This is a genomic window from Thiobacillus thiophilus (assembly GCF_055378705.1).
The window spans coordinates 2,087,323-2,112,709 of sequence record NZ_AP042404.1; the positions used below are offsets into that span (position 1 = coordinate 2,087,323).

General features: G+C 59.3%; 26 protein-coding genes. 8 read left to right on the forward strand and 18 right to left on the reverse strand.

The window, feature by feature from the left end; all coding sequences use genetic code 11:
- The 4 genes from ACZ41T_RS10210 to ACZ41T_RS10225 all read right to left on the reverse strand — a co-directional run bounded on the left by ACZ41T_RS10210 (window position 1) and on the right by ACZ41T_RS10225 (window position 4,157).
- A complete protein-coding gene (locus ACZ41T_RS10210) occupies window positions 1-1,431 on the reverse strand; it encodes an MBL fold metallo-hydrolase RNA specificity domain-containing protein (RefSeq protein WP_464921290.1) in 1,431 nt (476 codons plus the stop codon).
- A gap of 4 nt (window positions 1,432-1,435) precedes the next feature.
- Complete coding sequence (locus ACZ41T_RS10215; protein WP_464921291.1) at window positions 1,436-1,699, reverse strand: hypothetical protein; 264 nt, start codon at window positions 1,697-1,699, stop codon at window positions 1,436-1,438.
- A gap of 215 nt (window positions 1,700-1,914) precedes the next feature.
- Complete coding sequence (locus ACZ41T_RS10220) at window positions 1,915-2,610, reverse strand: TetR/AcrR family transcriptional regulator (protein WP_464921292.1); 696 nt, start codon at window positions 2,608-2,610, stop codon at window positions 1,915-1,917.
- 26 nt (window positions 2,611-2,636) lie between these two features.
- Window positions 2,637-4,157: a patatin-like phospholipase family protein gene (locus ACZ41T_RS10225; protein ID WP_464921293.1), complete on the reverse strand. Its 1,521-nt coding sequence runs from the start codon at window positions 4,155-4,157 to the stop codon at window positions 2,637-2,639.
- Window positions 4,158-4,443: 286 nt separating this feature from the next.
- On the opposite strand from ACZ41T_RS10225, the gene ACZ41T_RS10230 reads away from it, so the two are divergent.
- The 8 genes from ACZ41T_RS10230 to ACZ41T_RS10265 all read left to right on the forward strand — a co-directional run bounded on the left by ACZ41T_RS10230 (window position 4,444) and on the right by ACZ41T_RS10265 (window position 12,208).
- Window positions 4,444-5,634 carry an OmpP1/FadL family transporter gene (locus ACZ41T_RS10230; protein ID WP_464921294.1) on the forward strand — a complete coding sequence of 397 codons (1,191 nt, stop codon included), beginning with the start codon at window positions 4,444-4,446 and terminating at the stop codon, window positions 5,632-5,634.
- 30 nt (window positions 5,635-5,664) lie between these two features.
- Complete coding sequence (locus ACZ41T_RS10235) at window positions 5,665-6,177, forward strand: hypothetical protein (RefSeq protein WP_464921295.1); 513 nt, start codon at window positions 5,665-5,667, stop codon at window positions 6,175-6,177.
- A 122-nt stretch (window positions 6,178-6,299) separates the two neighbouring features.
- Window positions 6,300-7,502, forward strand: a complete 1,203-nt coding sequence (locus tag ACZ41T_RS10240; protein WP_464921296.1) for a c-type cytochrome — start codon at window positions 6,300-6,302, stop codon at window positions 7,500-7,502.
- 59 nt (window positions 7,503-7,561) lie between these two features.
- Window positions 7,562-8,122 (forward strand): Tll0287-like domain-containing protein, encoded by a 561-nt coding sequence (locus tag ACZ41T_RS10245; protein ID WP_464921297.1) that lies wholly within the window; start codon window positions 7,562-7,564, stop codon window positions 8,120-8,122.
- A gap of 20 nt (window positions 8,123-8,142) precedes the next feature.
- Window positions 8,143-8,649: a hypothetical protein gene (locus tag ACZ41T_RS10250; RefSeq protein WP_464921298.1), complete on the forward strand. Its 507-nt coding sequence runs from the start codon at window positions 8,143-8,145 to the stop codon at window positions 8,647-8,649.
- Between the two features lie 19 nt (window positions 8,650-8,668).
- Window positions 8,669-8,872 carry a YgaP family membrane protein gene (locus ACZ41T_RS10255; protein ID WP_464921299.1) on the forward strand — a complete coding sequence of 68 codons (204 nt, stop codon included), beginning with the start codon at window positions 8,669-8,671 and terminating at the stop codon, window positions 8,870-8,872.
- Between the two features lie 309 nt (window positions 8,873-9,181).
- A complete protein-coding gene (locus ACZ41T_RS10260) occupies window positions 9,182-10,555 on the forward strand; it encodes an IS1182 family transposase (protein WP_464921300.1) in 1,374 nt (457 codons plus the stop codon).
- Between the two features lie 327 nt (window positions 10,556-10,882).
- Window positions 10,883-12,208, forward strand: coding sequence for a carbohydrate porin (locus ACZ41T_RS10265; protein ID WP_464921301.1), 1,326 nt, complete (start codon window positions 10,883-10,885; stop codon window positions 12,206-12,208).
- A gap of 111 nt (window positions 12,209-12,319) precedes the next feature.
- On the opposite strand, the gene ACZ41T_RS10270 is transcribed toward ACZ41T_RS10265, so the two are convergent.
- The 14 genes from ACZ41T_RS10270 to ACZ41T_RS10335 all read right to left on the reverse strand — a co-directional run bounded on the left by ACZ41T_RS10270 (window position 12,320) and on the right by ACZ41T_RS10335 (window position 25,240).
- Complete coding sequence (locus tag ACZ41T_RS10270) at window positions 12,320-13,636, reverse strand: ATP-binding protein (protein WP_464921302.1); 1,317 nt, start codon at window positions 13,634-13,636, stop codon at window positions 12,320-12,322.
- Complete coding sequence (locus ACZ41T_RS10275; RefSeq protein ID WP_464921303.1) at window positions 13,633-14,409, reverse strand: response regulator; 777 nt, start codon at window positions 14,407-14,409, stop codon at window positions 13,633-13,635. Before ACZ41T_RS10275 ends, ACZ41T_RS10270 begins: the two co-directional genes overlap by 4 nt.
- Window positions 14,410-14,574: 165 nt before the next feature.
- Complete coding sequence (locus ACZ41T_RS10280; RefSeq protein ID WP_464921304.1) at window positions 14,575-15,072, reverse strand: hypothetical protein; 498 nt, start codon at window positions 15,070-15,072, stop codon at window positions 14,575-14,577.
- Window positions 15,073-15,085: 13 nt separating this feature from the next.
- Window positions 15,086-15,664 (reverse strand): cytochrome c, encoded by a 579-nt coding sequence (locus tag ACZ41T_RS10285; protein WP_464921305.1) that lies wholly within the window; start codon window positions 15,662-15,664, stop codon window positions 15,086-15,088.
- A gap of 49 nt (window positions 15,665-15,713) precedes the next feature.
- Window positions 15,714-16,532, reverse strand: a complete 819-nt coding sequence (locus ACZ41T_RS10290; RefSeq protein WP_464921306.1) for a hypothetical protein — start codon at window positions 16,530-16,532, stop codon at window positions 15,714-15,716.
- Window positions 16,472-16,903 (reverse strand): hypothetical protein, encoded by a 432-nt coding sequence (locus ACZ41T_RS10295; protein ID WP_464921307.1) that lies wholly within the window; start codon window positions 16,901-16,903, stop codon window positions 16,472-16,474. Before ACZ41T_RS10295 ends, ACZ41T_RS10290 begins: the two co-directional genes overlap by 61 nt.
- 44 nt (window positions 16,904-16,947) lie before the next feature.
- Entirely contained in the window at window positions 16,948-17,523 is a 576-nt protein-coding gene (locus tag ACZ41T_RS10300; RefSeq protein WP_464921308.1) for a hypothetical protein, read from the reverse strand.
- Window positions 17,524-17,654: 131 nt separating this feature from the next.
- Window positions 17,655-18,782 carry an ABC transporter permease gene (locus tag ACZ41T_RS10305; RefSeq protein ID WP_464921309.1) on the reverse strand — a complete coding sequence of 376 codons (1,128 nt, stop codon included), beginning with the start codon at window positions 18,780-18,782 and terminating at the stop codon, window positions 17,655-17,657.
- A gap of 10 nt (window positions 18,783-18,792) precedes the next feature.
- Window positions 18,793-19,917: an ABC transporter permease gene (locus tag ACZ41T_RS10310; protein ID WP_464921310.1), complete on the reverse strand. Its 1,125-nt coding sequence runs from the start codon at window positions 19,915-19,917 to the stop codon at window positions 18,793-18,795.
- The gene (locus ACZ41T_RS10315) at window positions 19,914-20,873 is read right to left on the reverse strand and encodes an ABC transporter ATP-binding protein (RefSeq protein ID WP_464921311.1); all 960 of its coding nucleotides are present in this window, start codon (window positions 20,871-20,873) and stop codon (window positions 19,914-19,916) included. Before ACZ41T_RS10315 ends, ACZ41T_RS10310 begins: the two co-directional genes overlap by 4 nt.
- Window positions 20,870-21,808: an ABC transporter ATP-binding protein gene (locus ACZ41T_RS10320; RefSeq protein WP_464921312.1), complete on the reverse strand. Its 939-nt coding sequence runs from the start codon at window positions 21,806-21,808 to the stop codon at window positions 20,870-20,872. The genes ACZ41T_RS10315 and ACZ41T_RS10320 overlap by 4 nt, the downstream gene beginning before the upstream one ends.
- Window positions 21,805-22,665, reverse strand: coding sequence for an HD-GYP domain-containing protein (locus tag ACZ41T_RS10325; RefSeq protein ID WP_464921313.1), 861 nt, complete (start codon window positions 22,663-22,665; stop codon window positions 21,805-21,807). Before ACZ41T_RS10325 ends, ACZ41T_RS10320 begins: the two co-directional genes overlap by 4 nt.
- The gene (locus ACZ41T_RS10330; protein ID WP_464921314.1) at window positions 22,662-23,663 is read right to left on the reverse strand and encodes an HlyD family secretion protein; all 1,002 of its coding nucleotides are present in this window, start codon (window positions 23,661-23,663) and stop codon (window positions 22,662-22,664) included. The genes ACZ41T_RS10325 and ACZ41T_RS10330 overlap by 4 nt, the downstream gene beginning before the upstream one ends.
- A complete protein-coding gene (locus ACZ41T_RS10335) occupies window positions 23,660-25,240 on the reverse strand; it encodes a TolC family protein (RefSeq protein ID WP_464921315.1) in 1,581 nt (526 codons plus the stop codon). The genes ACZ41T_RS10330 and ACZ41T_RS10335 overlap by 4 nt, the downstream gene beginning before the upstream one ends.
- Between the last annotated feature and the right edge of the window lie 147 nt (window positions 25,241-25,387).

Here is a 25,387-nt window from a genome sequence, read left to right on the forward strand (position 1 = left end):
CTAGTCCAGGGTGACGTTGTGACCGGGCGCCGGGGCCATCGCGTCCCAGCCAAACTGTTTGTGCAGGTCGGCGGCGAACCCGGTCGCCACCGTTTCCTCGCCGTGTACCACGAAAACCTGGCGCGGCTTGCTGCGAAAGTGGCCCAGCCAGGCGAGCAGCGCTGAGCGGTCGGCGTGCGCCGAGAGCCCGCCCAGGGTATAGAGGTCGGCGCGTACCGGAATGTCCTCGCCCAGCAGGCGTACCCGTTTGGCGCCATCGACCAGACGACGGCCGAAGGTGCCTGCGGCCTGGAAGCCGGTGATGAGGATGGTCGAATCGCGGCGTGCCAGGTTGGCGCGCAGGTGAAACCTGATGCGCCCGGCCTCGCACATGCCGCTGGCCGAAATGATCACGGCGCCGCCGGTGATGCGGTCGAGCGACTTCGACTCTTCGACGTCCTCGACGAAATCGAGCTTGCGGAAATGTGCCGCGCCGCCGTGGCGGCCCATCAACGCGTGGGTTTCCGCATCGAGCAGCGCCATGTGCCGGTAGGTAATTTCGGTGGCGGCGGTGGCCATCGGCGAATCGACGAACACCGTCAGTTTGGGAATGCGCCCTTGCCGGGTGAGGTCGGCCAGCAGATAGAGCATGTCCTGGGTGCGGCCCACCGCGAAGGCGGGAATGATGACGTTGCCGCCTTTCCGCTCGATGGTGTCGTTGATCGCTTCCACCAGCTCATCCTGCGTCGCTTCCATGCTCTTGTGGTCGCGGTTGCCGTAGGTCGATTCGACCACCAGATAGTCGGCCTCAAAGATGGGCGTGGGATCCTGCAGCAGCGGTCGCGCGGGCTGGCCGAGGTCGCCGGAAAAAACGATCTTGCGGCGACGCTCGCCTTCGCCCACCCACACCTCGACGATCGCCGAGCCGAGGATGTGGCCGGCGTCGCGGAAGGTGCAGCGTATCTGCGGGTGCGGTGCGATTTCCAGGTCGTAGCCGACCGGATTCAGTTGTTTCAGCGAGGCCAGCGCCTGCGCCACGGTATAGAGCGGCGCGATGTCGCGCGGCGGTAAGCCCGTTTTTTTATCGCGCCGGGCCATGTCCTTGTGGAAGCGGTCGAGGTTGGCGTATTCGGCCTCCTTTTCCTGGATGTGCGCCGAGTCCGGCAGCATCACCGCGAGCAGGTCACAGGTGGCACGGGTCGTGTGGATCCTGCCCCTGAAACCGAGCGCGACCAGACGCGGCAGCAGGCCGGAATGGTCGATGTGAGCGTGGGTGAGGATGACGAAATCGATCGTGCGCGGATCGAAGGCAAAGGCACGCTGGTTCTTGGCACGCGTCTCGCGGCCGCCCTGGAACATGCCGCAATCGACCAGGAAGCGTACGCCGTCGGCTTCCACCAGATAGCTGGAGCCGGTCACTTCGCGCGCCGCGCCGAGAAAAGTCAGTTTCATGATGTCACACCGGGTTTCGCAACGGTCTGCGGAAGACAAGTCCTGCGATCGCCACCCATACCAGCGTGCGCAGGCCCATGGCGATCACCGTGCGCTGCTCGCAGGCGCCAGCGGCAAGCACGAATGGCACGCAATTCCCGGCCGCGGCGCGCGCTGCCGCGTCGCCGAATAGAATCGTGCCGCCTTCCTTGATGGTCGGCAGACCGAATCCGACTGCGACCGGGGAAATCGCCCAGGTCGAGAGGCCGCCTTTTGTGTGCGAGGGCATGTTTATTGAATCCCGGTAAGCCTTCTCGCCGGTATCTTGTGAAAGCGGGCGAGAGGTCAGATAACGCTTTAATATGATTGCAATTATTCGGGAGCAAGTTTGAAAAACCCTGTCGGAACTCACCTTGCCGTTGATTTTACACTGGCGCAACTTCAGCCCGCCCACTGCGGGCTTCACGGTTCGCGCCGATTTCACCGACTGGAAATCCCAGACGTTTAATCCCGCTTCGTACCACCCACACGCGTGCTGCCGATACCGTGAAGAAAAATGGGGAAAGCCAGTTTTCCCTCGGCAACCAGTGATTTCCGTGCTTCTATAATGGAAACGCGTATCACCAGACCTTGAATGATGCCGGTGAACATGATGGCGGCGCCGTGCTCGTCCAGATCCGGGCGAACAAGATTCTGTGCCTTGGCCTGGGTAATGAGAGCGGTCACCTTGGTCTCGTAATCCGCCAGAATACTGTGAATCAGCTCCTTGATCTTGGGATTTTTCTTCAGCAGTTGATCGGCAAATATCAGCTTGGGGATCGCCGGCACCTTGTCGACGAAGCTCAGGTGGGCAAAAAACATTTTTTCCAGGGAATCGAGCGGATCGCTGCCCTGATCGGCCGCCATGTCCACCACGCTCGTCAGCCGCCCCCGCACCCAGTGGACGACCGCCAGCCAGATCATGTCCTTGGTGGGGAAATGACGGAAAATTGCACCCTGGGTGATGCCCACGGCGTTTGCCATGTCCTGCGTCGTCACGTCATCCACACCCTGCTCGCCGGCAAGTTCCACGGCAGCTTTGATGATTTCTTCCTGGCGCGCTTTTGCCGATAGTCGTTGTCTGGGTTCGCTCATCGCTGTTTTCCTTGTCTGTGTTTCACCTGATTTCAAAATTTCCCGGCGCGGGTGCCATGACGGCACTGGCGAGTTGTCAGTTACGCTGCAGATCAAGCAGCAGTCTTTGATAATCGTTCGATTCCTATCAATCTAGGCCCCAGCGCGCGTAATCGATCCACGGTGTCCGCGGGCAATGTGTACGAAGTCGGGATTCCACGAAATGAATAGTGCTCGGCAGGATCCTTGATCGCGTCGAATGTCACTTCGACCAGATAGAAATCAAATTCTGCCTCCGCCCCATCGGTCTGTTCCTCCCCGGATTGTTGGCGGCGCATCTGCCTGGCCCAGCCCTCGAAGTTTGCCTTCAGGCGTTCGATGGTTTCAAACGAATAGCGGTTGATGGGAATGTCCTTGATGGCCCTGAATACCTGGGTGACCGTCGGCACCGCCTCCCTGCGGCCGAGAGACAGATCCGGGGCCGTCTCGGCATTGACGATGATCAGCACCGCCTTGTGAAACCGTTCGAGTCGCATGACGCGAGCGAAATTCAGGGGATTGTCGTGAGCGGCCACCCGGTCCAGCATTCCGCGCAGGCCGATATTATCGGTGATGCCGCCATCCAGCAGGTGAATGTACGGCCTGGCTTCGGAATCGAGATAGGAGCGCACCTCGGCAGCCTTGTATACCCGCCGGGATGACGCGCCGCGGTTTTCTTCGCTAACTTGCTCTGCAGCGGGCTTCTGGTCGCTGCATTTGCCGCTGTGGTTTCTGACGGTAAGCGGGCTGAACACGATGGGTACGGCGCTGGAAGCCGCCACGCCGCGCGCCGGCGAAAACGACGAAAAATCGGAGCAGAGCAGATCGAACTGATCCCGGGTGAATTCGAATCGCGTGCCCAGCGATATATCGCTGGCATTGATCGTCACGAAGGGGCGCCGCCCCCGCGTGACCAGATCGCCATAGGTGCCATGATGGAAAACCTCGCCATCGAGGTATTCGGCCATCAGATCTATCCTGCCGAATTTCGGCGATGCGGCGCGTAGCAGGTTGGCCGGGGCGAGCATCTTGCGGGTGCGTTCTCCCTGAATATCCCGTTTCAGAAAGCCGCTCTCGAAATCGCTGAAAATTCGCTCGCCGTAGAGGGTGTAGTAAGCGGCGGTGAAACTGCCGCCGGACATGGAGGAAATGATGTCGACTTCGTCGAGCAGGCGACTGGGCTTTCCATCCCGGGCGATTTCAGCGTTGGCGAGGTGCTCAAGAACGCCATAGGCCAGGGCGGCGGCGCGGGTGCCGCCGCCCGAGAAGGTCACGACGACCGGCATATCGTCGGCCTCGCCCGGGCTGGCGGGATTCGTGAAACGATAGCCATAGGCCGGGTCATGCCGATCCAGCGGCATGTTCGGCGGGTAATGCGTGCAGCCTGCGAGCAGCAGGACGACTGCCAGAACCAGCAACTGGGCGAGGCGTCCTGTCAGTTCGGATTTTGATGGCTGGTTGGTCATTATTTTCTGGTTCACCCATGCAATCGGTGTACTGATCGTCTTCCTCCGGGACGGGTGCGAGCCTCTACGCGCAACGGCCACCAATTCCTCGCCTTCACCTGCCAGCAGCGTCACTTTGTAAAGTTTCATTGGGAAGCGATGGCGAGTCTAGCGCTACATCATGCGACATATCACGCGTGATGTGGCACTGGGCCAAGCCTTCAGTGCAGAGAAAGTCCGAATCTCCACTTCTCCCTTTTTCCGCATGCCGTAACAAATTGTCACAGAACCGTTTCGTACGGGAAATTTTCTGGCAGCCGCCATACCGTATCTTCGTGGCAAGCTCAAAAACAAGTTCAAACAAGAGCCTGGAGATCGCCGGGGTTGCTTAATAAGGCCCCAGCTTTACTTACCCAACAATAAGGAGGATGGAGCAATGAAGAACAATAAGTTAGTCGTAATCTTCGCCGGCATGCTGGTTTCGGGAGCCGTTTTTGCAAACAACGCAGATCAGGTGGTGGGGTTAAGCGCCTTGACCAATGCCATGGGTGGCGCGGTTGTTGCCACGCCGCAGGACGTAACCACCGCGCTCACCAATCCGGCTGGGCTGTCCTCCCTCAGCATGGGTGAACAGAAGTCCCGTTTCGATATGAACCTGTCGGTTCTTAACCCGATGCGAAGCATGAATGGGGTGGATAGCGACAGCGAGGCCTATGTCATGGCAACCGGTGGATTCGCCTTTCAAAGTGAACTGCTTGGCCCGGATTTCACCATCGGCATCGGCGCTTATCCGATATCCGGTGGTGGGGTGGACTTCCCGGCTGATGCATTCAAATTAGGCAATACCAATGCTGCAATCGTGTCCAGCCGGATGTCTCTGCGCATCGGCCCCAGTATTGCCTATAAAGCCAGCGACAACTTGTCGCTTGGCGCCGGCGTGAGCCTGGTGGTGAATCAAATGTCAGCCAAGGGCTTTGATCGAACCGTTATACCACCCAAGTCCCTGAACTACCCGACCGATGTCGCTTATGGTGCGTCATTCGTACTGGGAACAACCTACAAGATCAATGACCGCACGAACTTCGGCGCCGCGTACACCAGTCGGTCCTACACAGAGGATCTGCAGTGGAACATGGATGATGGCAAATGGGGGCTTTCGTTTGAAGATCCCCAGACCGTCGCGATCGGTATTTCTTACCGGCCAAGCGAAAAATTGCAACTGGAAGCCGACCTGAAGTGGGTCGATTATAGCGGGGTACGGACTTCCTCCGTGCTGTACGGTCCGACGGCAGCGAAGGACATATATATTGCCTACGGCTGGGACGATCAATACGTGCTGGGTCTGGGGGCCAAATACCGCCTGTCCGACAGGTACACCCTGCTGGCTGGTTACAACTTTGGCAACTCGCCGCTTGACGAAGCAGACATCAACAACAATGCCGGCGTCACCGCCATCATTGAACATCACCTGTCGGCGGGTGTAATGGCCAAGATAACCAAGTATACGTCACTAAGCTTTTCTGTCATTCACGGCTTCGAGAGCGAAATGACCGCCAGCGTAGGGCCGCCGACCGAGGTGAGCTTCGAGACCAATCTGGCGACACTGCAGTTTACCTACCAGCACTAAGCCTGACCCCATCGTACTTATCGTCAGAGGATGAAGATCAAAATGGAACATTGCAAACTCTTACGCAAGACCCTTTTAACCGTGGCGCTGAGCAGTGCGATTGCTCTCTCCGCAACAGGTTGCATGGGCCCGGCCATGGGCCCGGCCGTACCCGATACAGGCTGGGAAACCGAATATTACGACGCCTTGAGTCCCCATACACAACTGGCGCTGGGTGTAATGAAGGTGCTCAAGGAGACGCCTGACTTGGTGCCTCTCGGGAAGCGCGCCGAGATAGCACGCCGCTGGCAGAAGCTTGCCGACCTGATCGGGGCCAAGGCGCCGCCCGAAGAAATCAATAGCGCCCGACGCGAGGTGGAGAACGCACTTGGCCATGAATTGGTCGCCAGGATCAAGCCCGAGAAACCAACCACTGGCGACCTGATGGGATTCATGATGTCGAGCGGCACACGGGTTCCCAAAGGTGGCATGAAGAATCTCAATCCGGACCATATTGCCGCAGTCAAGGCAGTGGAGGCACTGAATAAAGGAGGTGCTGAATAAAACAGTCATTACGTAATTAATGAAACGCTCGCCGTCGGTCTGTATGGCGCGCAAGGCTGCTTACCCGAACTGACCAAGCCAGACCAATCAAATTGAATAGTTATTGAATCAAGGAGACCGAAATGAAAAAAGTATTTGTTCTTACCACCCTCGCCGCCGCAATCCTGTTGCAAGCGCCGGCTTGGGCAGCGGACGCACAGCAACCGGCAGCAATAATATTGGCAAGCGCCGCGAAGGCATCATCCGACGCTGAAGCGTTATCCCCGGTGGAAAACCTGGCCCTGGGTGCGGCGATGTTGCTCGCCAACGAACGCGACCAGTTCGAAATGCAGCAGGTGTTCCGTCTGGCACTCTATTTCCGTCCGCTGCGCCGCGTATATGATCCCAGTGTGAACATTGTAAGGGTCGGTGAGGACCCGAACATCGAGAAGATCTACATGGACCGGATCAAGACGACGCTCGGGCCGGATCTTCTCAAGCGCATCGATAAAATGAACCTTACACGCAAGGATATGGACAGCTATCTGAAAAAGCATGGCGGGCTGTATAAAGTAGACTGGAAAAAGACCCCCACTTTTGCCATGCTTGAGTTCACCGTGAACGATTTCCATGAGCAAATCGCCCCGCCGAACACGATCCCGGCAAAGGATAAGCCGGATTATTTCATCGCGAGCAGCATAAAAAGCATCAGCGGCAAGAATCCTGGTGACGGCAAGAAATTGTTCGAGGGCGTTTGTGCCGCATGCCATGGCATGGATGGTCAGGGACGCTTTCCGCCGGTCGTGATGAAATCCTACCTGTCGCTGCATAGCGATCACGAGCACTTCGAGATCGTCAAGGGCGGGCCGCCACAAAAGCCCGGTTCTCCCATCGTAATGCCGACCTTCGAAGACAAGCTCAGCAAAGACCAGATTTGGTCGATCGTGCAATATCTGCGCACTTGGGAAAAAACATGGACCGATCCGAAGAATGTGCGGCGAGGCGAGGCCGAGGCCCGAGCTGCCAACGTGAAGTTCTACAGTACGCCCGATGTTAAAGCGATATGGGAAGCCAAGAAATCTGATGTTGTCCTGCTGGATCTGCAGAGCGATATCGCCTACCGCATCATGGGCCACATTCCAGGCACCACGCATTTCCGTCCGGAGGAATTCGATGCAAAGATGAAACAACTGCCGAAAGACAAGGAAATCATCGTCATCGACATGTTCGGCTCGCAAGGGCTGGTACCGGCGAAAGCACTGGCCGATGCCGGTTACAAAACCAGCTACATGGCCAATGGCATGATGGACTGGCATATCGCGCGCGACTACCCGACCCAGTATTAAGGTCTTGTTAAGGGCCGTCCCGGCCGGGACGGCCTGCAACCATTAAATCAAGGAGAAGCATGATGAAACCCTTTGCATTGACAGCGATTGTGGCAGTCTTACTTCATGCCCCTGCCTGGAGTGCTGAAGCCCCATCCGTGGACAGTATCAAGGCCGTGGCTGGAGGCTATGCCGGGCAGTTGAAAAACGGCTTGTTGGAACAGATGAGCAAGAACGGCCCCGAAGGCGGCATCACTGCCTGTTCAGCCACGGCAGCTCAGCTGGGTGCCGAAACTTCGGCCAAAACAGGTTGGTCAATCAAGCGGGTGTCCTCCAAGGCCAGAAATCCCCTGGCCATGCCGGATGCTTATGAGCAGGAAGTGCTCAATGGGTTCGAGAAAGAAATCGCTAGTGGCAAAGAAGGCGCCAGCCGCTACGAAGTCGTGCGCGAGGGAGGGGTGCGATATGCGCGGTTCATGAAAGCAATTCGAATCGAGCCGATGTGCCTAACCTGCCACGGCGAAGAAGTGCCACCGAATGTTGAGCGGAAACTGTCCGAGAAATATCCGCACGACCCCGCTCTCGGCTACAAGGTGGGCGACTTGCGTGGTGCACTGTCTGTCAAGGTCAAGCTGGATTAATCAAGCTAGAAAGGTAATAAATGAAAGTCAAGAACAGTAAGCGCATGGCTGTATATGCTGCAGCCATGACCATCATGGCGGGTATCGCATTTGAGGCGGTGGCCGCGGAAGGTCCCCAGCCAATCGGACCGAAGCTGACACCCCGCCTGAAACAGATGCTTTCCGATGAAATGTTGTCGGTAAAGCAGGCCGTCAAGCAGATCCTCGATGGCCTGATCGTCGGTGATCACGCTCTGGTGGCCACCCAGTCACAACAGATTCACGACAGCTTCATCATGGAACGTGGCTTGACCGAGCAGGACAAGAAAGACCTGATGAAGGCAGCACCGCCGGAGTTCCTCGTGCTGGATGGTGCATTCCACTTGACTGCGCAAAAACTGGCCAACGCAGCATTGCAGAAAGATTATGAACTGCAACGCTTCTACTATTCGCGTCTGGTGGATAGCTGCCAGACCTGCCACAGCCAGTATGCCACGGATATGTTCCCGGCCTTTTCCGGCGCCCAGCCGGAAGGCCATGCACATTGAGCCAAAAAGGATATTGAACATGACCGTTGACAAAATCGTACGCGTTGTCGTGGGACTCGTAGTAACAATCAGCGTGCTACTGATGCATTATTCAAACCCCGCCTGGGGATGGGTAGCCGGAATTGCAGGGCTGAGCCTGGCCCAAAGCGGCTTTACCAACACCTGTCCCTTGAGCTTCACACTACGCAAGCTGGGCTTCAAGGAGGGCGGCTGCAACCAATAACGAACTCTCCTGTCACTACGGTCCATGGTCTTCTCAACTACGCTAGCCAAGTGGAGCGCTCCACTTGGCGGCCATGGTGAACCTGTCCTCAATCATGAAACGGCGATTCGCCACGGCCGCTTGAGTAAAGATCACTTTACGGTGGTCGGTGGGCGTCGAACATTACGCACCACTGGGCCGTGATCGATGACCTCCAGCCTTGGTGCAAATCCGAGCATATCTATTTTCTAGCAGCCTGTCGGACTTGAACCCCCAATTCGTCTTCCAATCCGCGATAATCCCGCTATCGAATCCGAGCCCCTCCATCGCATGAGCCGCTTCCGCCCGATCGACCGCAAGACTGCCTACCTGCTGCCGCCCTCGGTCGAAGACTGGCTTCCCCAAGACCACCTGGCGCGTTTCATCGTCGAAGCCATCGAACAACTCGACCTCACCGAACTGACCCGCGTCTATGCCGGGCGCGGCAGCGCCGCCTACCACCCTGAAGTCCTGCTCAGCCTGCTGGTTTACGGCTACGCCACCGCCACCTTCTCCAGCCGCCGCATCGAACGCGCCACCTACGATTCCGTCGCCTTCCGCTACCTCGCCGCAGGCAGCCACCCCGATCACGACACGCTCGCCAGCTTCCGCCGCCGCTTTCTTGAAGAACTCGCCGGCGTGTTCCTGCAAGTGCTCGAACTGGCGAGCGAGATGAAGCTCCTGAAGCTGGGGACAGTCAGCCTCGACGGCACCAAGGTTCACGCCAACGCCTCCCGCCACAGTGCGCTCTCGCACGGCCACATCGTCAAGCTCGAAACCCAACTCAAGGCCGAAGTACAAGACCTGCTGGCGACAGCCGAAGCCGCTGACCAGGCCGACATCCCGGATGGCGTGAATCTGCCCGCAGAAATCAAACGCCGTGAAGACCGGCTGGCCGTCATGGCCGCCGCCAAAGCCAAGATCGAAGCGCGTGCCCGAGCCCGCTTCGAAGCGGAACAAGCGGCTTATGAAACGAAGCTCGCCCAGCGAGCCGCACGCGCAGCGGAATCAGGCAAGAAGCCCAGCGGCAAGCCGCCCCAGCCGCCGACGCCGGAACCCCGTCCGGAAGACCAGATCAATCTCACCGACGAGGAATCCCGCATCATGAAGATTGCCGGCGGCGGCTTTGAGCAGTGCTACAACGCTCAGGCGGCGGTCGATGCGCCGACGATGCTGGTAGTGGCGGCATCACTCACGAATGCGGGCAACGACAAACAGCAGGTTCAGCCGATGCTGGACAAGCTCGGTGCGCTACCCGCCAGCCTGGGCACAGTCGATGCCCTGCTGGCTGACACGGGCTATTGCAGCGCGAACAACATCACCGCTTGCGAAGAAGCTGGAGTTGAACCTTACATTGCCGTCGCCCGCGAAGATCACCATCCCGGCTGGCGCGAGCGTTTCACCGAGCCGCCGCAGTTGGAAGCGGACGCCACGCCGATGCAAAAGATGGCGCATAAACTCAAGACCAAACTGGGGCGGATGCTGTATGCGCTGAGGAAGCAGAGCGTGGAACCGGTGTTTGGCATCATCAAATCGGTGATGGGGTTCAGGCAGTTCTTGCTGCGTGGTTTGGAGAAGGCGAAGGGCGAGTGGACGCTGGTATGTCTGGCGTGGAATTTGAAACGCATGGCCGTGTTGCGCCAGAAATCCGTCCCAAGCGCCTGAAAAGAGCAGAAACCCGTTCAAATTTGATACCGATGCGGCGATGAACGACTAAAAATGCCTAAATATTGTGCAAATACCGTCCCGGCGGGGAAATTGCTGCCGTGCGGGGCTCCAAGTCCGACAGGCTGCTAGTGTTGTGAACCGGAAATAGCGGAACAAATTAAAACAGATGGATTTTTTCGCCAGGCCAGGCGCAGCCCCTTGCCGTATGGGGTATATGGCAAGGGCTGCAACGACGCATGGCGGAAAAAGATGCTGTTTCATGTCTCGTTATTTCCGGTTCGTGACACTGGTGGGAATCAAGAAGGCCAAGGCCGGGAACTGCATATGGAAACAGACCACAATTGGCCCCGCCAATTTGGGGATAACGCCGCTGTCAAAACGTTAGTCGATAGCCTTAAAAGGATCGCTGCTCCTCTTATCGGCACGCTACTTCTGGCTCCCGCCGGCGCGATAGGTGCCGAGAAGCCCGCAGAAGAACAGCAAACACTTCCCGATGAGCGAGGCTTCGCTTTAGGCCTGGTTTACCGTGCGGATGTTCTTTCCAATGTCTCTGGCGGTTTGAAGCAGGGAACGACCGCGTTGGGAAACCTTGACGTCAAGCTCGATTTCGACCTCGACAAACTGATTGGCTGGGATGGGGTTTCGGTGGGTTTGCACGGCATCGCGAGCCATGGCGGAAAACCCAACGCCAATCTTGTCGGGAGCAGCCAGGGCGTCGACAATATCGAGGTCGATACCAATGCCGCGAAGCTTTTCCAGGCATGGATCCAGAAGCAGTTCCTAAATGAGAAGCTGTCTGCGCTGTTCGGCCTGTACGACCTCAATTCCGAGTTTTACGTCAGCCACAGTGCGGGGATTTTTCTCCACCCGTCTCCCGGCATCGGCTCCGAATTTGCTCAAACCGGGCTGAACGGACCTTCGGTCTTTCCCACCAGCTCCGTGGGTTTGCGCGTGGGCTATCTCCCCACTCCCGAAACCTATGTGCAGGCGGTCGTTCTGGATGGCGTTCCGGGCGACCCCGACAACCCGCGTGGCACCCACATTCAGTTTAACGATGGCGATGGCGCATTGCGTGTCGTCGAGGTGGGCTATAGCCCGGGAAAAGCCCAAGGAGGGGAATCGGCCAGTCCCGGCCAGGTTGACAAATATGCCGTGGGTGCCTGGTCCTATACCAGCCGGTTTGCAGATTTGGTGGACGTCGACGAAGTGGGCGACCCGCTGATGCGAAAGGGCAATAAGGGTTTTTATGTGCTGGCCGAGCGGACGCTTTATCGCGGAACGCGCAATCCCGACAGCCATACCGATGGCTTCATCCGCTATGGCCGGGCCAATGCCGATTTCAACCAGTTTTCCAGCTACTTTCAGACTGGGCTGGTCTTCAGCGGAATGGTTGCCGGCCGCAGCGAAGACCAGTTTGCCGTGTCCTACGGTACTGCCCGCACCGGAGACAAGCACCGCCGGGCCGCGTCCATTGCCGGCGCGGAGGCGACGTCTCATGAGTCGGTTTGGGAAGCGACCTACCGTGCGCACGTGGCGCCATGGCTGAGCGTGCAGCCGAACATCCAGTATGTGATCAATCCGGGGGCCGACGCACAGATCAAGAATTCGACAGTGCTGGGTGTTCGTTTTGAAATGTCCGGGGAAAAATAACACATGTTTCAATGACCGGCGCGCTATTCAATATTCAGGCGAGATTAGAAACACGGTACAACCACCAGGTCTCCTCACTGGCGGCGGCGCTCTTCCGGCCGCCGCATTTTTTTATGCTTGCCAGATCGTCAAACTCGCCACCACCCCGCCGCCCGCGCGCGGCCTGATGGATAGCAACCATTCATTGCTGTCCGCCAACTGTTTGGCGATTGCCAAGCCCAGCCCGCTCCCGCCGGTCACGCCGCTACGCGACTTGTCCACCAGGTAAAAAGGTTCAAATACCGCTTCCAGTTCATCAACCGGAATACCGGGGCCACGGTCAGCGACACTCACGGTCGTGCGCCTGCCCTCGCATGTGCAGGCAATCTCAATTGTCCTGCCTTCTCCGTAGCGCACGGCATTATCAAGCAGGTTGGTCAAAATGCGACGCAGCGCCAGCGGCGGCAGCAGGTGCACGCGTGTTCGGCACGGTTGCCATTGAATATCTGCACCATTGCGTCGCGCATCCCCGACCAATTCCCCGATGAGTTCATCCACATCCACTTCCTGACTTGGGCTATGCCCGACGCCGCGGCAAAATTCCAGCGACTGGTTCACCAGATGAGTCATATTGTCCACGGCGCGCAGCATGCGTTCGACCAATTCCGGGTCGGTTGACGGTGGCAGCATTTCCAGGGCCAGCCGCATGCGCGCGATAGGCGAGCGCAAATCATGTGCAATACCGGCTAGCAGGATGGTGCGGTTGGTAAGCAGCGCCTTAACCTGGTGCGTTACCTGATTAAAAGTCCGCACCAAGGTAACGAGTTCACTGGGCCCGTCTTCCGGTAAAGGTTCCGGGCTCCCGCCCTGGCCGATGCGCTCCGCCGCGGCCGCCAGTTGCGAAAGGGGTTGGGTCAGGCGCCTTACTATGACAAGTGTGGTGGCCAGGGTAAGCGCGGTGCCCAGCACAAGGATCAGAACAATAGCCAGCGGTGCGCGGATATTGATGCGCTGCCCGGAAAAACCGATACGCAGGCGGTTGCCATCGGACACAAAATCAAACCAGTACCAATCCACTCCATCTCTCTGTTCCGTGCCAACCTGCACCGGCTGTTTGGTCTGCCTGGCAAGTGCCTTCTCCAGAAATAGTACGTATGGCAGATACACCGTGGAATCAGGCAAACTGTCATGTGCCGGTACCAGTATCAGGCCCGTTTTCTGCCGCAATTCCTCTTGGTATTCCGTTCGCCCTTCAGCCGGCAAGGCAACCCAGACATGTGAGGAAAGCAGCATGAAATCCACCAGATCGTTCGCCGAGCGAACGACGACGGGGATCAGCAGGTAATAGGCAATCACCAGAGTGGTGAGTACCTGAAACACCACCAGCACCACAGCAATGGTGAGCGCTGTCTTGCCGAACAGGGTGGTGGGTAAGCGAGGGAGCTTCACTTGAGTTTGTGGTTTGGCGTAAACAGATAACCTTCGCCTCTCACGGTGCGGATGAATTGTGGCGCGCCGGGGTTGTCCTCGATCTTGCGCCGCAGCCGTGTAACAGCGACATCGATGCTGCGGTCGAACGGGGCACACTCGTAGCCCTTGAGCATGTTCATCAGCGTGTCACGGCTCAACAACTGGTTGGGGAACCCAACAAACAGTCTCAGCAACTTGAACTCCGCAGTGGTCAGCGGAACCTCCTGGTCATCCCGTGCCAACTGGTGCGCCTTCATATCGAGACGGAAAGGTCCGAACCAATGCACCTGCTGCCCCGCGGCTGGGGGCGCATCTCCTGCCGTCTCCGCCATCCTGCGGCGCAACACGGCGCGGATGCGTGCCAGCAGTTCGCGCGGGTTGAATGGTTTGGACAAATAATCGTCGGCGCCCACTTCCAGTCCGATGATGCGGTCGATATCGTCGGCGCGTGCCGATAGTATGATCACCGGCATGTTGCCGCCGCCGCGCAGTTCCCGTGCGATGGTCAAGCCATCCTTGCCGGGTAGCATCAGGTCGAGCACAACCAGATCTGCCGGTCGGCTGCGCAGGTGTTTTTCCATTGCCGCACCATCGCCGACTGCAAACGCCTCGAATCCGTTGCCCTGCAGATAGCGCACCAGCAGATCGCACAATTCCGTATCGTCATCCACGATCAGCACGCTACATTGCCGCTCCATGCTGCAAACCGGTTGGTCCGTCTGCATATCGGGCACATCGGTTTCTGCATTCATACTTTCCTCTCCCAGGAAGCTCGGATTTACGCACTTACCTCACGCAAAATCGGAGAAACGCCCATGCCTTCCGCAAACAAGGATTTCTTCCTGCCACCAGCAACGCGCACGATCTCCCCTTTCCGCGTTTCGGCGCGCAGCCTGCGTCCGGGCTCCGCCATTGCCTTATTCTCCGTGAGTCATCGGCTGCCAATTCGGGTGGGCAAAGTAAGCACCGTAATTTTCCAGCCCCTTGTAAATCTTAACTGCGCCATCATGGCGTCCGACTTGCTTGTTCTCGCCCGCCAGCGCGTCGACACCCTCGATGATGTCGGCCAGCACCAGATGCAGCATGGCATCGGCGTCCTTGTCCAATTTACAACTCTTCACGATGGTAGACAATTCGGCGTTGATCTCCCTGGCCAGGGTCTGGTACTGCTCGGGCTTCAGTTTGTTGTTGTGGATCGCTGGCAGTTGCGGTTCGAGCACGTTCCGGATGTTTTTCATGCCCTGGCGCAAAGGTGCATCAGTCTTCCATTTGGCGCCATTGTTGAGCGACAGTCCGGCTGAGGTACCGCCGTCGTGATGGTGATGCGCATCATCCTTGGCTATGGCCTGTGCCGTGGCCAGCGACAGAAAGCCGGCGAACAAAAGGGTAATCAGGGTTTGCTTGCGGTGTTGCATGGTGCGCTCCTTCTCAGTGGTTGAAATAATCTTGAAATGGCTTGCGAAACTCGCTGTGGCAGGCCAGACAGCTCATTTGCAGCCGCTGGAAAGCAGCAATGGTCGCCTCGCCATTCTGGGTTCTGGCGGTTTCGGCCAGGGCCGCCGCCCGTTCCTTGGTATTTCCATCCAGTTTCTTGAAGCGGCCGATGTCGGTGCCAAGAAAACCCATTAACTTGAGCTTTTCGCCCAGTGTCGATGATGGATGGGGAGGGTCGATCACGGCTAGAGATGCCTTCACCACTTGCTCGTAGTCTTCGCGCGCGATACCGCCGGCGATAAGCTGCATATTTTTCGCTTGCTCCTTCATCACCTTCTCGAGCACCATTTCCTCAGCGGCAAAAACCGATGGTTGATTAACGATGGATATCACCGTGAAGGCCATGAGCCGATATCCTGCGTAGCGCATATCACGCCATCTTTTTTGAAAATAAAATAAACGGTTTGTTAACACCGGCAAGGGGTCGTCGCGGCAGGCGTATGCCCACCGCATCGAACCCAGTCTTCGATGCTTCCCAAGGCCTTCAAACAGTACGGGCTGCAAATAGTCCATGTTCACCATGTCCCCTGTTCTCGCAACAAAGTCATGCCGGATCGGCCGCTCAGCGGTTTCCGGTATCCGTCCCGGGCTTAAGGCGGTCGTATACAAGATAAAACGTGGCCTCTTGCAGATTCGGAAGCTCGACTGCCGATGAAATCATGAGCCGTCCTGTTTCGGCGTCGATCCGGTATTGCTGAACCAGCCTTGAGCCATGGTTCATTCTTGATTCGACCACCAGCACGTCACCTTCCCAGCCCGCAACGGCCGCCTGCGGCTGGGCACCGCCGCTGGCGGAAACGCTGATGCCGCGGAAATCGGTGAAAAGACGCTGATGCCGGTCGTTCTCGTCGACGATAAGCAGCATCGGGTCCCCGTGGGTGATGTCGAGTGTTTTCGCCGGGGCGACCAGTGCGGCCCGGTCATCGAATGGCATCTCGCTGCGCCCACCCATTCCCTCTTGCGATCCGCGCCCCTGGCGTTTGCCGCCCATGCCACCGCCGCCGCCGCCACCGCCCCGCATCCCCTGTCCGCCGCTTCTGGCCTGCTTCATCGCTTGCTTGATCCTTTCCTGCGGATCATCGCTGGCCTTGGCATCAAGGGTCCAATGGCCGGAAAAGTCCGGTCTGGATTGCGGTTTCACAACAGGCGTCGGCGGGGAGGCGGATGCGTCGGTGGTCGAACCCGTCGCACTGCCGCCGGCATGAGCTTGCGCCGGGTCGGCACCGGGCGACGCCAGCGACGGGTTGGCGCTGGCGGCCAATGCCAGACACGTCCAGAGGGCGGTGGTGAAGCGTGTATGCATATTGATGGCTCGATTCCTTATCGTCTGGCCTGCACGTGCAACAACCCACGCCAGGCAATGGCCGCGATCGTCACCCACACCAGCGTCCGCAGCGTCATGGCGATCATCGTGCGCGGTTCGAAGGCGCCGCCAAAATAAACATACACGCCGAAAGCCGCAAAGGTGAACGCCGTTGCCGCGGCGATGGCAACGGCCAGCCATACCGCCCAGCGTTGCATCAGCCACAGCCCGGCGCCGGCAATAACATAGGCAAAGCCCGCCAGAAAATTGAACCACAGCACGAATGGCACGTAGTTTCCAGCCGCAGCGCGCGCCGCGTCACCGCCGAACAGGATGGCGCCGCCTTCCTTGACGGTCAACAGGCCGAACCCGATTGCAACCAGGGAAATCGCCCAGATACTGAACCCGCGTCGGTGTTTGGATATGGAAATGGTGAACCTCCTCTTCACTGGTTTTGATAAAAAATCCTCTTCGCCTGATGTCATTTCGACGCCTAGGCCATGCCTGCCCGATACGGGGAAAAATTCTCGAATACTTCACGCAGCAGCAGTTCTCTCTGACGCAGATTGACATTCATTCTGAGGGTCAGACCCTGGATCATGCCGATGGAAATGCCCGCCGCGGCATGCGGGTCGATATCGATCCTGACGTCCCCCTGGCGCCTGGCTCGATCGATCGTTCGGTAAATACGTGATTCGTAGTGGCCGATGGTCTTCTGGATACGCCGGCGAATACGGGTATCGCCGGCTTGCGACAACCATTCCAGAAGACGCCCCGGAACATCAGGGTGCCGCGCGATGAACGAAGCCTGAGAGTAGAAGGCGCACTCCAGTTCCTGCAGCGGGCTTCGAGCATGCTGTGCAGTGCGTTTTACAAGGCGCAGCAAGCTCCCGCGCGCACGGGAAATGTAGCGGTCCTGGGTGCCGTGGCTGTCCAGCCTCGGCTCAGGCAGTGCTTTCCCCACCGCATCGGCGAGGCTTTCCCAGTCGGTAAACAAATAACGACATGTGGTTTCCAGCCATTTTTTCAGATGCTCGCTCTTGAAACTGCTCGTATTGCCGGTCGTCATGATGTGCCTCCTGTACAGCCAGAAACTGGGTAACATTGTGGTGTGGCTGGGATTGAACCGCGCGGCGATGGCTCACTGAACGGCTTCTTCATTGTCAAAAATTGAAGACGGTATTGCACGGGCTGTTCATCTCAGACCATCCGTTTCTGGAAGCGAAGCGAACTCACCAGCAGCAGCACCGTGCCGAGCACTGCCAGGGCGGCGAACTGGGGCCACAGGATTTCCAGGCCGCTGCCCTTGAGGAAGATGTCCCGGATGATGATCAGGAAATAACGCAGCGGGTTGAGATAGGTGAGCCACTGTGCCGGCTCGGGCATGTTCGAGATCGGAAACATGAAGCCGGACAGCAGCACCGCGGGCAGGTAGAAAAAGAACGACGACATCAGCGCCTGCTGCTGGGTCTGCGAAATGGTGGAAATGAACAGGCCGATACCGATGGTCGACATCAGGTACAGTCCGGCGCCGAACAGCAGCAGCCCCAGGCTGCCATGAATCGGCACATTGAACCAGTTGACCCCGATTGCGGTAACCACCAGCACGTCGATGAAGCTGATCAGCACGAACGGCAGGGTCTTGCCGAGGATCAGTTCGAATGAGCGAATCGGCGTCACCATCAGTTGCTCCATGGTGCCGATCTCACGCTCGCGCACGATCGCCATCGCGGTGAGCAGCAGGGAAATCAGCAGCACCACCACGGCGATCACGCCAGGGACGTTGTAATAGCGGCTCTTCAGGTCGGGGTTGAACCAGGCGCGCGAACGCAGTTCGATGGGACTGGCTTGCTCCTGCGCCAGCTGGGTCAGTTCGATCGGCGCGGCGCGTTCTTTGGAAAACTCCTGGGTGATGCGCTGGGCATAATCCATCGCCACCGTGCCGGTGTTCGAATCGGTGCCGTCGATGATGGTCTGGATCACCGCCTGACGTCCGGATATCAGGTCGTCGGCAAAGCCGCGGTTGATCTGGATGCCGATGATCGCCTTGCTGCGGTCGAGTAGCTCGCCCAGCCGTTCGGGCCGGTCGGTGTTGTCCACCACGGTGAAATAACCGGAAGCCGTGAAGCGCTCGATCAGCGCGCGGCTCTGCGGGCTCTTGTCGAGGTCGCACACCGCGGTCTTGATGTGGTCGACGTCGGTGGTCACGGCATAACCGAACATGATCAGCTGGATCACCGGCATGACGAAGATCAGCGCCTTCATGCGCGGGTCGCGCAGCACCTGAATGAACTCTTTCACCAGCATGCGATAGATTCGTTCCCACATAACGCCTCCGTCAGGCCAGCTTTTTACGGAACTTGCCCAAAGCAACGGAGAACACCACCGCTGCGAACAGTCCGAGGAAAATCAGGTCACCCGCCACGAAGGAAGGCGGGCTGGCCTTGAGAAAAATGTTCTTCAGCACTTCGACGAAATAGCGTGCCTGCACCACGTGGGTGACCACCTGCAGGAAGCGCGGCATGTTGTCGATGGAGTAGAGGAATCCGGAAAGCAGGAAGGCCGGCAGAAAGGTGACCACCATTGCCACCTGGCTCGCCACCAGTTGCGACTTGGCGATGGTGGAAACCATGATGCCGAGGCTCAGGCCGCCCACCAGGAACATCGCGGTGACGCCGAGCAGGAACAGAAAGCTGCCTCTAAGCGGCACGTCGAATACCCATACCCCCATCGCCACCGAGAACAGCACGTCCAGTACGCCGATCACGAAATACGGCGCCATCTTGCCGAGGAACAGTTCGATCGGCTGCACCGGCGTGGCGATCAGCTGTTCCATGGTGCCGCTTTCCCACTCGCGTGAAACGGTGAGCGCGGTGAGCAGGGCGGTGATCACCGTCATGATCACCGCGATCAGGCCGGGGATGATGAACCAGCGGCTTTTCAGCTCGGCGTTGTACCAGACCCGCAGGCGGTTATCCACGGCGAGCTCGATCTTGCCGCCCAACTGCGCCGCACTGAAGCGGTCGGTGATGGCCTCGACGTAGCCCATGGCAATGGTCGCGGTGTTGGCGTCCGAGCCGTCGGCAAGCAATTGTACTTGTGTGGTCCGCTCCTGCTCCAGGTCGCGCGCAAAGTGCTGCGGGATCACCAGCGCCAGGTGAGCGCGGCCCTGGTCGATCAGCGCGCGCGCATCGGTGTAATTTTCCACGTCCGCGACCACGTCGAAATAGCTGGAAGCCGGAAACCCTTCCACGTAATGGCGGCTGGCAGCACTCTTGTCCTGATCGTAGACGACAAGGTTGAGTGTCTTGATGTCCATGGTGATGGCGTAGCCGAACAGGATCAGCAGGATCAGCGGCATCAGGAAGGCCATCGCCAGCGAACGCGGGTCGCGGATGATGTGGATGAATTCCTTTTTCACCAGCGCCCACAACCGGATCCAGGAGAAAACGGGCTTTTTCATGATTTCTCCTCTTCTTCTCCGCGCTGGCGGTCCTCGAGTTCGATCAGGGAGACGAACACGTCTTCCATCGAAGGAACAACCGGGGTGATTTCTTCCACGGCAAGGCCTTGTTCCGCAAGAAAATCGCGAATCGCTGCGCTTGCCTTGGCAGCATCGTCGACCACGGCGTGCAGAGCGCCGCCGAACAGCGCGACCCCCTGCACCAGGCCGGAGCCTTCCAGCTGTTCCAGCGCCTCGAACGGACGTTCGACGCGAATTTCAAGAATGTCCTCGGGGATCAGGGTCTTGAGCTCGGCAGGTTTACCCTTGGCGATCATCTTGCCGTGGTATATCAGCGCCAGTTCGTCGCAGTATTCGGCCTCCTCCATGTAGTGGGTGGTAACGAACACGGTGGTGCCACGGTGCGACATCTGCGCGATCAGGTCCCAGAACCGGCGCCGCGAGAGCGGATCCACGCCCGAGGTCGGCTCGTCGAGAAACAGGATCTGCGGTTCGTGCAGTACCGCGCAGCCCAGGGCCAGACGCTGTTTCCAGCCGCCGGCCAGCGAACCGGTCAGGTTGCTTTGCTTGCCGGTCAGCCCCGCCATCTCCAGCACCCAGTCCTTGCGCGCCTTGCGTTTGTCCCTGGGCACGTTGTAGATGCCGGTGTAGAAGTCGATGTTCTCCTCCACGCTGAGGTCGTCGTAGAGAGAAAACTTCTGCGACATGTAGCCGATGTGGCGCTTGATGGTTTCGGACTCGGTCATGACATCGAAGCCTGCCACCCGACCCTCGCCTGAACTGGGCAACAGCAGGCCGCACAGCATGCGGATGGTGGTGGATTTGCCGGCGCCGTTGGGGCCGAGAAAGCCGAACACCTGACCCTTTTCCACGGTGAGCGAGATGCGGTCGACGGCGACGAAATCACCGAACAACCGGGTCAGGTCGCGTACTTCCACGGCCGGGTCTGTGCTCATGCCGTCGTCTCCTCGTCGTTTCGCGTCAGCTGGTAGATGAACACGTCCTCCAGCGACGGGATGATGGTGTTTTCAGCCAGGATCGGGATGTCGGCCTCGCGCAAGACGGTGCGGGCCTGCTCCGCCTCCGCCTCGTCTGCGGCGTAGAGATGCAGCTTGCCGCCGAACAGGCTCACGCGATTGGCGCCCAGCTGGGCGGTGAGCGCCTCCCGCGCGACGCGGGGTTGTGCGGTTTCCAGTTCCAGCAGCAGGCCGGGGATAGCCTGCTTGAGTTTCTGCGGCGTGTCGCACTGGATCAGGCGTCCCTGGTGCATCAGGCCGACACGGGTACAGCGCTCCGCTTCGTCGAGGTAGGCGGTGGAGATGAAGATCGTCACCCCCTCCTTGAGCATGGCGTAGAGAATCCGCCAGAAATCGCGCCGCGATACCGGATCGACGCCGTTGGTGGGCTCGTCGAGAAACAGGATTTCGGGCTTGTGGATGAGGGCGCAGGCCAGCCCCAGCTTCTGTTTCATGCCGCCGGAAAGGTTGCGCGCCAGGCGCTTTCTGAACGGGGTCAGGTTGGAGAAGCCGAGCAGGCGCTCTTCCAGCGGCTCACGCTCGCGCCGCGGCACTTGGTACAGGTCGGCATAAAAGCGCAGGTTCTCTTCCACCGAGAGATCGCCGTACAGGCCGAAGCGCTGCGACATGTAGCTGATGCGGGACTTGATCGCCTCTTCGTCGCCCTGGATGGAAAATTCCGCTACGGACGCACTGCCTTCGCTTGCGGCGAGAATACCGGTCAGCATGCGCATGGTGGTGGTCTTGCCGGCGCCGTCCGGGCCGACCAGGCCGAAGATTTCGCCGCGCCTCACTTCAAGATCGAGCTCGCGCACCGCCCACATGTCACCGAAGGCGCGTCCGAGGCCGCTGGCCTGAATGGCAATATCGTTCATGGCATTTCTCCGTGCGCGGCGATCAGGGCTTCGTGGAGAGGCTTGCCGGCAGCCGCGGCGACGATTTCGGGGTCGAAATGGCTGCCACCGGCCTGGGCGATGATATCCAATGCCTGCTCCGCGCTGACGCCGCGGCGATAGCTGCGGTTGCTGCCGAGGGCGTCGAAAGCATCGGCCACCGCGATAATGCGCGCCGCGACGGGGATGTCCGTACCGCGCAGCCCGTCGGGGTAGCCGCTGCCGTCGAAGCGTTCATGGTGATGGCGCACCGCCTTGGCGTGGTGGCGTAGCGGTGCGATAGTGCGGAGAATGTCTGCACCGGCGGCGGGATGTTTCTGCACCACGGCGAATTCTTCACGGGTGAGACGCTCCGGTTTGATCAGGATGCGGTCGGGGATCCCGATCTTGCCCAGGTCGTGCAGCAGCGCTGCCTGGCCGATCGAATCCACCTCGGCTTCCGGCAAGCCCATGGCCCCGGCAATCAAGCGGGTGTAATGCGCCACCCTGCGTCCGTGACCGCCTGTATAGGTGTCCTTGAGCGAGAGCGCGCTATCGTAGGCGAGCAGAATCGATTCATAGCCCTGCCGCTTTTCGTTCATCAGCCCGGTTACCAGGCGCCGGTTGACGCGCAGCAAGGCTGCCCACAACGCCATGGTCAGCAGCAGGTAAATAATGCCGCGCAGCAACAGGGGGATGAATCCATAGCGATCGGCGATGCCCAGATAAAAGGCCGCTGCCTCGCCCGCCACCATAATCGTTGCGCCCGAAATCAAGTAGAACAGCAACGCGTAGCGGTCACGCCGTTGCAGACGCTGCAGCATCTGCCTGTCATGATCGAAGCCGACTGAAGGGATCACTGTACAACCCCGCCCTCATTCGCGATGTAGACATCGGCCGGCATGCCGGGCTTGAGCGTGCCGTCGCGGTTGTCCAGCGTCACGTTCACCGCGAAGACCAGCTTTACCCGTTCTTCCTGGGTCTGCACGTTCTTGGGGGTGAACTCCGCCTGGGACGAGACGTAGCTCACGCGGCCATCGAATTCCCGGTCGGGGAAGGTGTCGACCTTGATCTTGGCGGCGGCGCCAAGACGTACCTTGCCGATCTGGTTTTCCGGGACGTAGACCCGTGCCCAGGGCCTGGAAATGTCGGTGACCGTCGCCACCGGACGCCCCGCTCCGAGGGTCTCGCCCACTTCCGCATGGGTGCGGGTGATCACGCCCTCCACCGGACTTTTGACCAGCAAATCCTCCCACGCGACACGGGCGGCCTCGACAGCGGCCAGCGCTTCGTCGCGTTGCGCCCGCGCGACGTTGATGGTCTCGGGGCGATAGCCGCTTTGCAGCAGTTTCAATCGTTCCTGCGCCGCACTTAGCTGCTGGGCCGATACGGCGGCGGCGGTGCGGTCCTTGTCGCGCCGCTGCTGGCTGACGGCGCCGCCAAGGAAGAGCGCTTCGGAACGTCTGGCTTCTTCTTCCAGATTGGCCCGGTCGGCGCGGGCCTGCTCGACCTGGGCGCGGGCTTCGGCGATTTCCTGCGGGCGATAGCCCTGTTCCAGATCCTTGAGGTGCGCCTCGGCGGCCTGCTGCGCAGCTTCCGCCTGCTGCAGCCGGGCGATGGACTCGCGCTCGTCGAGCGCGGCCAGCAGATCGCCCGCCTTGACGCGGCTGCCTTCCTCGACCGGCCGGCTGTGAAGGATGCCGGGGATGCGGAAGGAGACCGCGATTTCGGTGGCATCCATCGTGCCCGAAGCGAATACCGTGTTGTCATCCGGTGTTACCCAGGGCGCAAGCTTCCACAGCACGGCGGCACCGATGCCTGCGGCGAGAATACCGACGATTACGATCTTTTTATTCATAGTTTTGCTCCTTGCTGAATAGCGTGCCCTGAAAGACCCGTTGCAGTGAGTCTTTGATGGGATGAAATACTGGTATTCGCTTTTTGTACGATCGGCTCGCCGCCGCAAGTCATGCCGCAGTGGTGCCATGCGAGGTATTGCGCGAGCGTGCGCGGATCGATCCCGGACGAGGAATGCTCCGCGCCCGATTTTTTGTCCACGGCCGAGGGCCTGAAGCTGTCAGGCGCGAGCTTGCCGGTGACGCGTAGCAACTGCGCCTGGCTCACGGTGATGTCGTATCCCGCCTGGAGGCGGCTCGCGGTGGCGTCCCAGAGGGCGGATTCGGCGGCGAGCAGGTCGGTGATGGTGTTCTCTCCGCTGTGGTAGCGCAGGGTTTCGATGCGCAGCGCTTCGCTGGCTTCGGTTTCGCCCTGGGTGGCCGCTTCCAGCCGGGCGCGGGATTCGGACAGGGCGCCGAACGCCTGTTCGATCTCGCTGGCGATGCGGTTGCGGGTGTCCTCCTGCTGCAAGGCATTTTGCCGCTGTTCGAGACCCGCCTGTTCCACCCGGCGCTTGCGGATGCCGCCGTCGAACACGGGCAGGGAAAGCTGCACGCCCATCTGCCAGTCGTCGTAGCCTTCCCAGTCGCCGCCGGTGCTTTCCTGCGCCTTGGCGACCAGATCGATTTGCGGCAGCCGCTCGCCGCGGGCGATGGCGGTTTTTTCCTGTGCCGCCTTGCCGGTGGCGACCAGCCCGAGCATGTCCGGACGACGCAGCAAAGCCTGGTTCTTCGCCTCTTCGATCGAAACCGGCAAGGAAGGGGAGGTCTTGTTCAGATCGGCCAGGATCGGGGCCGGGCCGCCCTCGATCAGTCTCGCATCTTTAGGCAGTCCACTGTCCAACTCCACCAGGGTCGGGACCGGACCGCTCTCGCCCAGCATGGCAGCCAGCAGCGACAGTGCATCCTTCTCGCCCTGCACGACGGACACCCTGTCGTAGCGTGCCTGCGACAGCTGGGTCTGAAGCCGGATCAGTTCGAGCCGGGCGGCGCGGCCCTCCTGGATACGCAAGCCGATGTCGTTCTCTTCCTGCTGCAGCGCCTTGATGCGTGTATCAAGCACTTTTACCAGTTGGCGGAAATGCAGTGCCTTGGTGTAGGTGGCGGCGACATTGAACAGCAGGTCCTGCCCGCCGGCACGCAGCGCCTGGACGGAAGCCTCCCGGTTGTGCGCGGCCAGCGCCTCGCCGGCCACCAACTTGCCGCCGTGGTAAAGCGGCAGATTCAGTGCCAGGCCGATGTTGGCGATATCCCGGTCCATCGGCGGGAAAACGTTCGTATCGCGGATTGGCGTAACGAAGGTGGGGTAGGCATAGCGGGTGTAATCCGCGTTCAGGTCGACCTTGGGCAGATGCTGGCTGCGGGCGATGTCCTGCTCCAGGGTTTGCCTCTCGACCTCGACCCGCTGGCTTTTGATTACCGGATTGGATTGCGCGGCCCGTTCCATCGCCTCCCACAGGGACAGTGAATCCGCGGCAAGAGTCGCCTTCCCGCTGAAAAGAAGGAAGGTGAACAGCAGCAACTGTGACAAGGGTTTCATAATCATATCCATCCTGAGTTTTGCTTTCCGCCGAACTAAGTAAGTGATCAATTACTAGTTTATATGCCAACAGATTGTATTTGTCAACAAGCCGAATCAGGCGATCTGTCTGTTTATTCCTTTGTTATTTCAATGGCTGATTTTAAA

Coding starts and splice junctions, on each gene's coding strand:
- ACZ41T_RS10210 (WP_464921290.1), bottom strand. CDS start 1,431: ATGAAACTGACTTTTCTCGGCGCGGCGCGCGAAGTGACCGGCTCCAGC.
- ACZ41T_RS10215 (WP_464921291.1), bottom strand. CDS start 1,699: ATGCCCTCGCACACAAAAGGCGGCCTCTCGACCTGGGCGATTTCCCCG.
- ACZ41T_RS10225 (WP_464921293.1), bottom strand. CDS start 4,157: ATGAAACTTTACAAAGTGACGCTGCTGGCAGGTGAAGGCGAGGAATTG.
- ACZ41T_RS10230 (WP_464921294.1), top strand. CDS start 4,444: ATGAAGAACAATAAGTTAGTCGTAATCTTCGCCGGCATGCTGGTTTCG.
- ACZ41T_RS10235 (WP_464921295.1), top strand. CDS start 5,665: ATGAAGATCAAAATGGAACATTGCAAACTCTTACGCAAGACCCTTTTA.
- ACZ41T_RS10240 (WP_464921296.1), top strand. CDS start 6,300: ATGAAAAAAGTATTTGTTCTTACCACCCTCGCCGCCGCAATCCTGTTG.
- ACZ41T_RS10245 (WP_464921297.1), top strand. CDS start 7,562: ATGATGAAACCCTTTGCATTGACAGCGATTGTGGCAGTCTTACTTCAT.
- ACZ41T_RS10250 (WP_464921298.1), top strand. CDS start 8,143: ATGAAAGTCAAGAACAGTAAGCGCATGGCTGTATATGCTGCAGCCATG.
- ACZ41T_RS10255 (WP_464921299.1), top strand. CDS start 8,669: ATGACCGTTGACAAAATCGTACGCGTTGTCGTGGGACTCGTAGTAACA.
- ACZ41T_RS10260 (WP_464921300.1), top strand. CDS start 9,182: ATGAGCCGCTTCCGCCCGATCGACCGCAAGACTGCCTACCTGCTGCCG.
- ACZ41T_RS10265 (WP_464921301.1), top strand. CDS start 10,883: ATGGAAACAGACCACAATTGGCCCCGCCAATTTGGGGATAACGCCGCT.
- ACZ41T_RS10275 (WP_464921303.1), bottom strand. CDS start 14,409: ATGAATGCAGAAACCGATGTGCCCGATATGCAGACGGACCAACCGGTT.
- ACZ41T_RS10280 (WP_464921304.1), bottom strand. CDS start 15,072: ATGCAACACCGCAAGCAAACCCTGATTACCCTTTTGTTCGCCGGCTTT.
- ACZ41T_RS10285 (WP_464921305.1), bottom strand. CDS start 15,664: ATGGACTATTTGCAGCCCGTACTGTTTGAAGGCCTTGGGAAGCATCGA.
- ACZ41T_RS10300 (WP_464921308.1), bottom strand. CDS start 17,523: ATGACGACCGGCAATACGAGCAGTTTCAAGAGCGAGCATCTGAAAAAA.
- ACZ41T_RS10305 (WP_464921309.1), bottom strand. CDS start 18,782: ATGTGGGAACGAATCTATCGCATGCTGGTGAAAGAGTTCATTCAGGTG.
- ACZ41T_RS10310 (WP_464921310.1), bottom strand. CDS start 19,917: ATGAAAAAGCCCGTTTTCTCCTGGATCCGGTTGTGGGCGCTGGTGAAA.
- ACZ41T_RS10315 (WP_464921311.1), bottom strand. CDS start 20,873: ATGAGCACAGACCCGGCCGTGGAAGTACGCGACCTGACCCGGTTGTTC.
- ACZ41T_RS10320 (WP_464921312.1), bottom strand. CDS start 21,808: ATGAACGATATTGCCATTCAGGCCAGCGGCCTCGGACGCGCCTTCGGT.
- ACZ41T_RS10330 (WP_464921314.1), bottom strand. CDS start 23,663: ATGAATAAAAAGATCGTAATCGTCGGTATTCTCGCCGCAGGCATCGGT.
- ACZ41T_RS10335 (WP_464921315.1), bottom strand. CDS start 25,240: ATGAAACCCTTGTCACAGTTGCTGCTGTTCACCTTCCTTCTTTTCAGC.